Below are 10,965 nucleotides of genomic sequence, written 5' to 3' on the forward strand. Positions count from 1 at the left end.
CTCTCCCACTACCCGCCCCCCCCGTCGGGGTGGCCGGGCGGCCCCCCGCCCCCCGGGGGGGCACGCCCCCCGGCCCCGCGCCCGTGGGGCGGCCCCGCGCCGCCGCCCGCGCCCTGCGCGCCGCCGTCGAACGCTGGGGCGAGCGTCGCCCCGCGATGCGCATCGACTTCGACCAGTACGTGGCCGAGGTGCCCCGCGAGCTCGCGGCCGGCGCCGCCCGGCTGCGGCGTGGGGCCCGCCCCTTCACCCCGGACCGGCGGGCCTTCGTCCCGGCCCAGAAGGACAGGAGATCCGCCGTATGACGACCCCCACCCGACCGCGCGGGCTGCGCGACGCCCAGGGGATGCGCGTCCTGGTCACCGGGGCCTCCGGCACCTTCGGCCGCGCCGTGTGCGCCCGGCTCACCGCACTGGGCGCCCAGGTCGTCGGTCTCGACCTGGCCCCGGGACCGGACGACCCCGTCGAGGTGCTGGCGTGCGACCTCACCGACGACGCCGCCGTGCCCGTCGCCGTGGCCGCCGCGCTCGACCGGCTCGGCGGCCTGGACCTGCTGATCAACAACGCGGGCATCGGCGGACCGGCTCCGGCCGAGCTCCCGCCCGGCGACGCGGTCCGCCGCCAGCTCGACCTCAACCTCCTCGGCACCTGGCGCACCACGGCCGCCTGCGCCGACGCCCTGGTCGCCGCCCGCGGCCGCGTCGTCATGGTGTCCTCCCGCATGGCCGTCATGCAGCTGCCGCTCGCCGCCGCCTACGGAGCCTCCAAGCGCGCCCTCGTCGCCTACGCCGACGCCCTGCGCCTCGAACTCGGCACCCACGTCGGCGTCACCTGCGTCTATCCGTCCGCCGTGCGCAGCCCCATCCACGACTCGACCGCCGCCGCCGGACTCTCCCTGGAGGGCATGAGCAGCTACGAGCCCCTCGACGGCGTCGTCGGCACCGTGCTCCGCGCCGGGCTCGGCCGCCGCGTGCGCCGCGACCTGCCGACGACCCGGCGCGGCGCCGTCGAGTTCTTCCTCGCCCGTCACTTCCCCGCGCTCACCGACCGGATCGTCGCCCGCACCCTCGCCGGGCGCGTCCGCGCCGACGCGTTCGAGGGCGCCGAACTCGCCGCGGGTGTCGTGCGCCGCCACCGGTCCGCGCCGTGACCGCGCCCGCCCGGGCCCGCACCGGGGACCTCACTCTCTATGCCGCCGGATCCGTCGGCATGGGTCTGTGGGTGACGGTCCCCGGACTGCTGCTCCTGTACTTCCTCACCCAGACCCTCGGCGTGCCCGCGTTCCTCGCCGGGGCCACGCTGCTGCTGCCCAAGCTCGTCGACATCGTGGTCCACCCGCTGCTCGGCTCGCGCTCCGACCGGCAGGCCCGGCGCACCGGACACCGGCGCGGCATGCTCCGCTGGGGCCTGCTCCTGGCCGTGGCGTGGACCGCCATGTTCAGCGTCCCGGGCGGGCTCACCGGGACGAGCGCCGCGCTGTGGGTCGGCGGCTGCTACATCGCCGGGAACCTGCTGTTCGCCTGCTTCCAGGTCCCGTACCTCACCACCCCCTCCGACCTGCGCATCGGTTACCACGAACGCACCCGCGTCTTCCTCTTCCGCATGGTGTTCCTGACCCTCGGCCTGCTCGCCGCCGGGGTCAGCGCGCCGAGCCTGGTCGCCTCGGGGGAGCGCGGCGCCTATGCGCGCATGGCGCTGCTGCTCGCCGGAGGGCTCGTCCTGTCGGGCCTGCTCGCCGTGCGCGGGGTCCGCCGGCTCACCGACCACTGCGGGTTCAAGCCCCCGGGCGAGCGGGCCCACTCGGTGCGGGAGGACGTCCGGGCGGCCTGGCGCGACCGCGACTTCCGCGCGCTGCTGCTCTCGTACCTGTTCACCGGCACGACCACGCACCTCTTCCTCGCCGCGCTGCCCTTCTACACCCAGTACGTGCTCCGGGACCGCTCCCTGACGGCCGTCCTCATGGGCGCTTTCCTGGTGCCCGCCACCGTCGTCGGCCCGCTGTGGCTGCGGGTCTCGCGGCGGACCGGCAAGCAGCGCGGTCTGCTGATCGCGCAGGGCATGTTCCTCGCGGGCTCGCTCGCGCTGCTGCCCGGCCGGGCGCTCGGCACGGCCGCGACGCTCGGCGTGGTCGTCGTCATGGGCGCGGCCTTCGCCGGGCTCCAGCTCTTCGCGTTCTCGATGCTGCCGGACGTCGTCGCTGCCGCCGAGGCGCGCGGCGCGGCCGACGCGGGCGCCTACACCGGGGTCTGGACGGCGACCGAGGCGACCGGCACCGCCGTCGGCCCCTATGTGTACGCGGCGGTCCTCGCGGCGGCGGGCTTCGTCTCCACGACGGAGGGCACGACCGTCGCGCAGACGGACCCCGCGCTGCGGGCGCTCCTGTGGGGGTTCACGGCGCTGCCCGCCGTCCTGATGGGCATCGCGCTGTTCTTCCAGCGGCGGTACGGCCTCGACCGCGCCGCCGGCCGGATCAGCGCGCCGTCCCGAACACCTGCGTCCACCACGGGCCTCCCGAGCCCTGATGGACACCGACCCCTATCTCCTTGAACGCGCAGTTGAGGATGTTCGCCCGGTGCCCCGGGCTGTTCATCCACCCCTCCATGACCTGCGCGGGCGTCTGCTGCCCGCGCGCGATGTTCTCGCCGTACGTGGACCAGGTGTAGCCCGCGGCCGTGATCCGGTCGCCCGGGTCGTTGCCGTCCGGGTCGGTGTGGTCGAAGTAGTTCCGGGCGGCCATGTCCTCGGAGTGGCCGAGGGCGGCCTTGTCGAGCGTGCTGTTCTGCCGCACGGGAGCGCAGCCGTTCTTGGCCCGCTCGGTGTTGACCAGCTGGGTGACCTGCTGGCCGAAGGTGCCGGACGGCGCCTTGGTGGGGGCGGGGGGCGCGGGGCGCTGCGTCGTCGGGGTGGGCTTGGGACGCGGCGGCGCCGACGTCTTCTTCTTGGTCCGCGTCGGCCGGGCCGAACTGCGCGTCGGGGAGGCCTTGGGCGAGGCGGAGCGGGACGCGGACGCGGAGGGGGAGGCGCTGCTCGGCTCCGGGGTCTCGGACGGCGCGGGCGCGGCCTGCGTCCGCACGGTGTCGGCCCCTTCGTCGGGGCCCAGCTGGGTGAGGACGCCGACCGCGCCCCCGCCCGCGACGAGCACCGCGACACCGAGCAGCGCGGTGCGGCGCCGCCGGGCCCGGCGCTCGTGCCGGGTGCGGCTGCGGGGCGTCGCGCGTATCTCCCCGGTGCCGCCGCCGGCCGGCGTCTCGCTGTACGCGGCGGTGCCGAAGGGATCGGTCTCGGGGCTGTACGCGGCCGGGTCGGGTGACGATCCGTAGGCCGCGAAGCCCGCCTCGTCGGGTGCGTTTCCGTACGGTGCGAAGCCCGCCGCGCCGGACGGATCGCCGTGCACGGGCAGGCCGAGCGTGTCCGGGGACGAGCCGTGGGCCGCGAGACCCGTCGCCGGGTCCGGGACGGCTCCGTAGGCGAGGGCGGAGGCGACCGGGACCAGCCCCAGGCCGGCGAGAAGCCCCTCGGCCGGGACCAGGCCCGCGCCGTAGCGGGAGCAGACCGTGCAGGACCGGGCGTGCCGCACCAGCCGCTTGCGCCACAGCGGCGACGGCGTCCCGTCCCACGCGCCGAGCGTCTCGTCCAGCAGGGCGCAGCGCGGATCGCGGGACATCGCCCGCACGATCACCCGCGCGTTCTCCAGGTGCTCCTTCATGCGCTGGACGCGTACGGCGGTGTGCGCCTGCGACAGCTCCAGCGCCGCGGCGACCTCCGCGCGGGTCAGTTCACCCGCCGCCTCCAGCCACCACAGCGACAGCAGCTCCCGGTCCGAGGGCTCCAGCCAGCGGGTCGCCTCCGCCACCTCGCGGCGCTGCCCCGACAGGCCCATGCGGACGATCGTGAGGTTCACGAAGTCCGACGCCGGGTCCGCGAGCTCGTGGGCCTCGCCCAGCTCCCCGTACGAGGGGGCCGCCTGCCGGGCCTGCCGGCGGGTGCGCACCTGGTTCATGGCGATCGCCACGAGCCAGGACCGGAACTGCTCGGGCGCGCGCAGCGACGGCAGCCCGGACAGGGCGCGGATCATCGTGTCCTGCACGACGTCGTCCACGTCGGCGTGCCCGTGCAGCGCCCGGCCCACCACGTTGTAGACGAGCGGCAGGTACGCGGCGACCACCTCGTCCTGCGCCCGCTGGTCCCCGCCCTGCGCCGCCCGGATCATCGCGGTGTGCCGTTCGCTGTCCATGCCCTGTCCACTCTCCGCCCCGCAGGCCCGCTCGGCCTGAGTTTCGTCCGACATCATGGAGACCTTGCGGCGATGACGTAATAACGAAAATCTCAGTCGGCGCTGCGAAGTGGTCACGGAGGGGCGCTCGGTGGTCAGGGAACGAGCGGAACCGTCCACTTCTGGTTTGAAGTGCCCTGACAGTCCCAGATGGTGACCTGCGTTCCGTTCGTGGTGTTACTTCCCGGAATGTCCAGGCAGCGGCCGGAGGCGGGGTTGCGCAGGGAGCCGTTCTCGGCGCGCCACTGCTGGTTGGTGCCGCCCGTGCAGGACCACACGATCGCCGGGGTCCCGTTCGCCTGTGCCCCGCCCTGCACGTCGAGGCACAGGCCCTGGCCCATGAGATGCAGGGCGCCGTCCTTGCCGAGCACCCACGCCTGCTCGGCCGCGCCGGTCGGTCCGGTGACGATCGCGGGTGAGCCCGAGGTGTTCTGCGCCCCGGCGAGAACCTTGCCGCCGAGTCCGGTGACCGGGCCGCGCACCGAGTTGCCGATCCCGTTAGTCTGCACCGAGCCGCCGGAGACCGTGTCGACCCGCGAGTACGCGGCGCAGGACGAGCTGACCTGGGTGGAGGAGACGCTCGCGGTCACCGCGCCGCCGTTCGCGACGGGCACGCCGAAGCGGGCCTGCGAGTACGGCTGGTCGTCGCACGAGGCCTTCGGGTTGTTCCACTCGAAGTACTCCGCCCAGTCGACCATCCCGCTCGGCGAGATCTGGGTGGAGCCGGCGCGGATGCTGCCGAGCTTGAAGGAGGCGCCGGTCGTCTCGTTCGTCACCGTCACGCCGAACCAGCGGTCGCCCTCGTGCGCGACCCGGGTGCGGAAGGTGTCGCCCTCCTTCCAGCCGGTCTTCAGGCGGCAGCTCTTGCCGACGCCCTCACCGCCGAAGTCCAGGCAGTAGCTCCCGGTGGAGCCGGTCTTCGCCTCGGTGGCGTCCCATACGGAGAAGAGGAACGTGCGGGTCTGGCCGGGGCCGTTGGACTGCATGCCGGTGTACGCGCCGTTGCCCGCGGTGAAGCCGAACTGGTGGCTCCAGAAGATGTTCGAGGCGGGCCCCGCGTCCTTGGTGACGGTCGTCCGGAACGTCACGTCGCTCAGTCCGGCCGTCCCGGACGGGAAGCCGTAGTGGGTGTACGAGCCCGGTGTGTCCGAGGCCGCGGCCGGGGTGGCCGTGGCCAGGCCGGCCGCGGCGGCGAGCGCCAGCACCCCGGCGGCCGCGAGCACACCGCGGCCCTGTCTTCCGGGCCGGCGGGGGGACGTGCGGGGTGTGGGGGAGCGCATGTCGGGTCCTCTCGTGTCCGTGCACGCTGAGTGTCCGGCGAACGGAAGTGCCGCGCGCCGGCAGTGCCTTGCGGAGGAGGAACGGCCGCAATCGTGCACCCGACCGGCTTCGGTGACAAGACCTGCGCGGAGTGCGCGTGATTCCGTCAACTCCGCGCACGCCACGGATCGTTGTGATCGAACAGGCGCCGCTGACAGGTCAAGTGATCGGAATCTGATCGAACGCTAGAAGTGTATTGACTCGATCAGGGGCCAGCCCTAGTTTCTGGCGCACTTCCAGCAGAGAGGTGCACCCATGAGGGTCATGCGTTCCCCGGGCCGGGCACTCCTGGCGGTCGCGCTCGCCGGTGCCGGCCTGGTCGCGCTCCAGGACTCCCCGGCCGCCGCGGCCGGGGTCACGACGTACGTCGACTGCACGGCCGCCACCCCCGGCACCGGCACGTCGAGCAGCCCGTACAACAGCCTCGCCCAGGCCAACGCGAAGACGTACGCGCCGGGCGACACCCTCGCCCTCGCCGCCGGGACCACCTGCACCGGCACCCTGGCGCCACGCGGCAGCGGCACCGCCGCCGCACCGATCACCGTCACCGCCTACGGCACCGGCACCCCGCCCGTCGTCGACGGCGCCGGCGCGGCGGACGCCATGCGGCTCACCGACCAGGACCACTGGACGGTCCGTGACATCAAGCTCACCAACCCCGCCGGGACTCTCGCCCGCCGCACCGGACTGCGCGTGTCCGCCACCGACGGCAAGGCCCACACCGGATTCGACCTCGGCAACCTCGTGATCGACCGCGTCGCCGGACAGACCAATAAGAACTCCCCGACGACCGACGACTACGTCCAGTCCGCCGGCATTGTCACCGGCGCCAGCGGCACCGGTTCCACGCTCAACGACGTCCACGTGCACGACAACAAGATCAGCAACACCGGGGGCGGCGGCCTCAAGATCCGCGTCGGGGCCATGGCCACGAAGGGCAACGGCGTCCTCGTCGAACGCAACACCGTGACCGACGTCGGCGGCGACGCCATCATCGCCAGCTACGCCGAGTCCCCGATGATCCAGTACAACGTGGCCTCCGGCACCGGCAACGGCGTCTACCCCTTCTCCGGCGGCAACTTCGCCGGCATCTGGGTCCTCGGCGACCACAACCCGACCATCCAGAAGAACGTCGTCCACAGCACCACCCGGATGTCCGTGGCCGACAGCCAGGCCTTCGACTGCGACTGGGGCAACACCGGCTACTGCACCGTGCAGTACAACTACAGCCGCGACAACATCGGCGGCTTCTTCCTCGACTGCGACGGCTGCGGCACCAGCGGCGCCGCCAAGGAGATCGTCCGCTACAACATCTCCGAGAACGACTGCCGCATGAGCAGCGGCGGCAGCGGCCGCTCCGCCCTGCACCTCTACAACAACGTCATCTACTGCACGGACAAGAAACTCTCGATCACCCTGCCGAGCACCAGCGTCGTCGAGAACAACATCTGGGTCGGCACCACCGACTCCCGGCTGCCCACCGGCTCCGGCATCTCCTATCTGTGGAACGTCTACCAGGGCGTCCCACGTCCCACCGCCAACGGCATCACCGGGGACCCCGGCTTCGTGAACCCCGGCACCGGCGGCACCACCCTCGACTCCGTCGACGGGTACAAGCTGAAGGCCACCTCGCCGGCCCTGAACAACGGCTCGATCGTCACCGACAACGGCGGCCGCGACTACTGGGGCAACCCCGTCTCCACGACCGTCAAACCGCACCGCGGCGCCTACAACGGCCCGGGCCTGTAAGCACCGTCGCCCACCACTCCGCACCTCCCGCCGTACCCGATCACATGACCGGAAGTGATCGGGTACGGTGCGTCGGAAGGCCGCCGGAGGTCCGGCGGCCAGGAGCCGGGGGAGGGGCCCATGACCGTGTCCGCGCAAGCGCGCCGCACCCGCATCCTGGAGGCACTTCGCGGGACGGGCGCCGTCCGCGTCGTCGACCTCGCCGCCCGCCTCGGCGTCCCCGCGGTCACCCTGCGCCGCGACGTCGCCGCCCTCGCCGACGAGGGACGGCTCAGCCGCACCCACGGCTCCGTCGAACTCCTCACCGACGACCGCGCCGAGCCGGGCCGCGACCGGGTCATCGGCATGCTCGTGCCGACCGTCGGCCAGTACTTCGACGAGGTCGTCGCCGGCGCCCGCGCCGCCGCGGCCGCCGCCGGGGCCCGCCTCGTCCTCGGCATCGCCCCCTACGGCGCCGACAGCGACCGCGTCCAGGTCCAGCGCCTGCTCGAGTCCGAGGTCGACGGACTGCTCCTCGCCCCCGACTGGCACCCCGGCCGCGGCGGCCGCGACACCGACTGGCTCGGCGAACTCCCCGTGCCCGCCGTCCTGGTGGAGCGCCGTGCCGAGTTCGGCAGCCCCGCCGCCGAACTCGACGCCGTCTGCTCCCACCACCGCCACGGTGTGCTCCTCGCCCTGCGCCACCTCGCCGGGCTCGGCCACCGCGCCGTGCTGCTCGCCGCCCGCGACGACACCTACACCGCCCGCGACGTGCGCCGCGGCTACCAGGAGGCCGTCGCCCTGCTCGGCCTCGACGCCCTGCCGGTCACCGACGTGCCCGGGCCCGCCGATCCGGCCGCCCTGGCCGCGCGCCTCGCCGAGGCCGCCGCCTCCGGCATCCGCGCCGCCCTCGTCCACAACGACCAGGACGCCCTCCAGCTCCCCGCGCTCCTGCGCACGCACGGCCTCACCGTCCCCGCCGACCTCGCCCTCGTCGCGTACGACGACGTGTACGCCGCGCTCGCCGACCCGCCGCTCACCGCCGTCGCCCCGCCCAAGCGCGCGGTGGGCGCCGAGGCCCTGAACCTGCTGCTGCGCCGGCTGACGGAGGGCGACACCCTGCCGACCCAACAGAGCGAACTGCTCCCGACGTTGAAGATCCGTCAGTCCTGCGGACAGCGGACGACCGGCTGAGCGCCGGACCGGCACGCCGAAGGGGCCGGCTCCGGGGAAGCCGGCCCCTTCGCACCCGCCGGTCCGCTCAGCGGCGCAGCGCCGCCGCCCCGGCGCGGGCGAACTTCTCGTCCAGGTCGCCGGACGGTGCGCCGGCCACGCCGATGCCAGCGATCGGGGAGCCCTTGGCCGTCACCGGGACACCGCCCGCGAGGAACAGCGTGCCCGGGATGTCCTTGAGCGTCGGCTGCTGCTGCAGACGCCCGACCAGCACGGACGTCGGGGCGTTGAACGACACCGCCGTGTACGCCTTGCGGATGGCGGACTCGTAGGACTGCGGCCCCGCGCCGTCGCCGCGCAGGGTCACCAGCGTGTTGCCGTTGCGGTCCACGACGGCGACCGAGACGCGCTGGCCCTCCGCGACGGCCGCGTCCATGGCGGCCTCGGCGGCCTTCGCGGCGGCACGGATCGTCAGATGCGTCGACTCGGTGAGGTACTTGTGCGCCACGTCGCCCGGCGTGGCCGTGGCGTGCGCCGCCGGCGCCGCGACGGCGGCCGAGGCCGCGCCCGCGCCGCCGAGCGTGACGACCGCGGCGGCGAGGAGACCGCCCGTGACGGCCCGGGCGGTACGGGCGAAGGGGCTGGCGGTGAGCTTCATGGTCCGGTGACTCCTGGGAGTGAGGGAACGTGCCACTGACGTGTCACCGATATGTGTCCCGAACCGGACCCCGCACAGCCTGCGCCCCCGCGACGTCACCCGGCCGCCGTACGCAACCGCCACGCACCGCGGCGCGTCCCTCGTCGTACAAGATCGACACCACCGCGGTCGGGAACACCGCCGCGGACAGGGAATGGGGAGGCACACGTGACGCGAGGTACGGCCACGCGATACCTGTACGTGGTCCGGCACGGCCAGGCCGAGGGCGAGGGGGACGCGCCGCTGACCGAGGCGGGGCGGCGCCAGGCCACCCTGCTCGGCGAACGGCTGCGCGACTTCCCCTTCACCGCCGTCCACCACGGACCGCTCCCGCGCGCCGCACAGACCGCCCGCCTGATCGGTGAACAGCTCGCCGCACCCGTGCCGCTCGACGGCTGCGCCGCCGCCGACGACTACGTGCCCCATCTGCCCGAGCGCGACGAACTCCCCGAGGACTGCGCCGACTTCTTCCTCGGTCACCTCTCCGGCGTCGGCAAGGAGGAGGCCGAGGAGGGCGCCCGGCTCGCCCAGGAGGCGCTCGACCGCTTCACCGGACCCGTGACCGAAGGCACCGAGGACCGGCACGAGCTGCTCGTGACGCACAGCTTCCTCGTCGCCTGGCTCGTACGGGACGCGCTCGACGCCCCCGCCTGGCGCTGGCTCGGACTGAATCCCGGCAACGCGGCACTGACCGTCATCCGCTACGCCCCCGGGCGCCCCGCCGGCGTCCTCGTCCTGAACGACGTCGGCCATCTCCCCGAAGAACTGCGCTGGACGGACTTCCCCGACGTCCTGCGCGTCTGACGGTCAGCTCAGTGGGCGACGGGCTCCTCCCGCTCGCCCACGGAGTCGAGGAAGAGCAGGGCCGTGAGCAGGGCGCCGCTGGAGGCGGGGCAGATCCCGTAGCGGGTCATCTCCTCGTCGAGCGTGTCCAGGAGCCGGGCCCCCTCCGCCGAACCGGCGCCGCCCGCTGCCAGGGCCGCCGTGGCGTCCTGCTGGATCATGCGCAGCGCCAGCGGCCCCTTCTCGCGGACCACGCGCCCGTCGTCGACGGCGGCGATCAGCGCCAGCAGGGCGTCCAGCTGCGCGGTCTCCTCCGGGACGCCCCGTGCGCGGGCCGCGCGGATCGAGGTCAGGGCGTCCTCGACGACACTGACGGCCACCTGTTTGTCCGTGCCGGACATCGCGCGGTAGCTGTCGTGGAAGTGGCCGGACGGCTCGATCAGCTCGTCGAGCCCGAGGGCGATGCGGCAGGCCTGGCCGGGGCTCGTGGCGCCCTGCGCGTACGCCGCCGAGAGCAGGCACAGCAGCCGGGCGGCGACGTCGAGGCCGTTGAGGGACGCCACGTACGGCACCCGCTCCTGCGCGAGGCGGCACGCGGCGGCCAGCCGGTCCAGGTCGGGACCGGCGCCCGCGGCCGCGTGGAAGGCGCCGTGCAGTCCGACGCCCGCGTCGATGAGCGAAGAGAACACCGAGTTCGCGGGCAGCCGGGCCGTGCGGCAGTCCGGCAGCCCTGGCTTCGGCGTCAGGAACACCTCGCGGGTGAATGCCGCCACGGCGAGATCCGCGACGTCGTCCGCGCGAGCGCCGAAGGGCAGACCGGTCGTACGGGGGGAAGGGGTGTCGAGCATGAGCGAGCACTTCCTGACGAGCGGCACCTTGAAGAAGCGGTCGTGCACCCGGCGCGCTCAGGCACCGTCACGCGGCACCGGGACCCCCAGGTTCTGCCCGCCCCGCCGGCGCGCGGAATCGGGACCAAGGTCCCGGGGTGCGGGTC

At 74.0% G+C, this 10,965-nt stretch carries 10 protein-coding genes; 6 read left to right on the forward strand and 4 right to left on the reverse strand.

Features of this window, described 5'->3' with window-relative positions:
• The first annotated feature begins 83 nt into the window (after positions 1-83).
• From ACFW9D_RS20320 to ACFW9D_RS20330, 3 genes are read left to right on the forward strand one after another with little or no spacing between them, the layout of a single operon-like run.
• Positions 84-302: a hypothetical protein gene (locus tag ACFW9D_RS20320; protein ID WP_384623589.1), complete on the forward strand. Its 219-nt coding sequence runs from the start codon at positions 84-86 to the stop codon at positions 300-302.
• Positions 299-1,147, forward strand: coding sequence for an SDR family NAD(P)-dependent oxidoreductase (locus ACFW9D_RS20325; RefSeq protein ID WP_384623591.1), 849 nt, complete (start codon positions 299-301; stop codon positions 1,145-1,147). Before ACFW9D_RS20320 ends, ACFW9D_RS20325 begins: the two co-directional genes overlap by 4 nt.
• Positions 1,144-2,544, forward strand: coding sequence for an MFS transporter (locus ACFW9D_RS20330; protein WP_384623593.1), 1,401 nt, complete (start codon positions 1,144-1,146; stop codon positions 2,542-2,544). The genes ACFW9D_RS20325 and ACFW9D_RS20330 overlap by 4 nt, the downstream gene beginning before the upstream one ends.
• On the opposite strand, the gene ACFW9D_RS20335 is transcribed toward ACFW9D_RS20330, so the two are convergent.
• On the reverse strand, positions 2,468-4,231 hold the full coding sequence (locus tag ACFW9D_RS20335) for a sigma-70 family RNA polymerase sigma factor (protein WP_384623607.1): 1,764 nt from the start codon (positions 4,229-4,231) through the stop codon (positions 2,468-2,470). The two genes, ACFW9D_RS20330 and ACFW9D_RS20335, sit on opposite strands and share 77 nt — an antisense overlap.
• A gap of 134 nt (positions 4,232-4,365) precedes the next feature.
• Positions 4,366-5,550 (reverse strand): ricin-type beta-trefoil lectin domain protein, encoded by a 1,185-nt coding sequence (locus tag ACFW9D_RS20340; protein WP_384623595.1) that lies wholly within the window; start codon positions 5,548-5,550, stop codon positions 4,366-4,368.
• Positions 5,551-5,845: 295 nt separating this feature from the next.
• Between ACFW9D_RS20340 and ACFW9D_RS20345 the strand changes: the two genes are divergently transcribed.
• The gene (locus tag ACFW9D_RS20345; protein WP_384623597.1) at positions 5,846-7,339 is read left to right on the forward strand and encodes a right-handed parallel beta-helix repeat-containing protein; all 1,494 of its coding nucleotides are present in this window, start codon (positions 5,846-5,848) and stop codon (positions 7,337-7,339) included.
• 120 nt (positions 7,340-7,459) lie between these two features.
• Positions 7,460-8,512: a substrate-binding domain-containing protein gene (locus ACFW9D_RS20350; protein WP_188340719.1), complete on the forward strand. Its 1,053-nt coding sequence runs from the start codon at positions 7,460-7,462 to the stop codon at positions 8,510-8,512.
• 67 nt (positions 8,513-8,579) lie between these two features.
• On the opposite strand, the gene ACFW9D_RS20355 is transcribed toward ACFW9D_RS20350, so the two are convergent.
• Positions 8,580-9,149: a heme-binding protein gene (locus ACFW9D_RS20355; RefSeq protein WP_188340720.1), complete on the reverse strand. Its 570-nt coding sequence runs from the start codon at positions 9,147-9,149 to the stop codon at positions 8,580-8,582.
• 207 nt (positions 9,150-9,356) lie between these two features.
• Here ACFW9D_RS20355 and ACFW9D_RS20360 point away from each other — a divergent pair, with 207 nt between their 5' ends.
• Positions 9,357-9,992 carry a histidine phosphatase family protein gene (locus tag ACFW9D_RS20360; protein WP_384623600.1) on the forward strand — a complete coding sequence of 212 codons (636 nt, stop codon included), beginning with the start codon at positions 9,357-9,359 and terminating at the stop codon, positions 9,990-9,992.
• Positions 9,993-10,000: 8 nt separating this feature from the next.
• On the opposite strand, the gene ACFW9D_RS20365 is transcribed toward ACFW9D_RS20360, so the two are convergent.
• Positions 10,001-10,819, reverse strand: a complete 819-nt coding sequence (locus ACFW9D_RS20365; RefSeq protein WP_384623601.1) for a triphosphoribosyl-dephospho-CoA synthase — start codon at positions 10,817-10,819, stop codon at positions 10,001-10,003.
• Positions 10,820-10,965: the final 146 nt, after the last annotated feature.

This window comes from Streptomyces sp. NPDC059524 (assembly GCF_042749255.1).
GTDB classification, from domain to species: domain Bacteria; phylum Actinomycetota; class Actinomycetes; order Streptomycetales; family Streptomycetaceae; genus Streptomyces; species Streptomyces xanthii.

Coding starts and splice junctions, on each gene's coding strand:
- ACFW9D_RS20365 (WP_384623601.1), bottom strand. CDS start 10,819: ATGCTCGACACCCCTTCCCCCCGTACGACCGGTCTGCCCTTCGGCGCT.
- ACFW9D_RS20340 (WP_384623595.1), bottom strand. CDS start 5,550: ATGCGCTCCCCCACACCCCGCACGTCCCCCCGCCGGCCCGGAAGACAG.
- ACFW9D_RS20350 (WP_188340719.1), top strand. CDS start 7,460: ATGACCGTGTCCGCGCAAGCGCGCCGCACCCGCATCCTGGAGGCACTT.
- ACFW9D_RS20355 (WP_188340720.1), bottom strand. CDS start 9,149: ATGAAGCTCACCGCCAGCCCCTTCGCCCGTACCGCCCGGGCCGTCACG.
- ACFW9D_RS20335 (WP_384623607.1), bottom strand. CDS start 4,231: ATGGACAGCGAACGGCACACCGCGATGATCCGGGCGGCGCAGGGCGGG.
- ACFW9D_RS20345 (WP_384623597.1), top strand. CDS start 5,846: ATGAGGGTCATGCGTTCCCCGGGCCGGGCACTCCTGGCGGTCGCGCTC.
- ACFW9D_RS20325 (WP_384623591.1), top strand. CDS start 299: ATGACGACCCCCACCCGACCGCGCGGGCTGCGCGACGCCCAGGGGATG.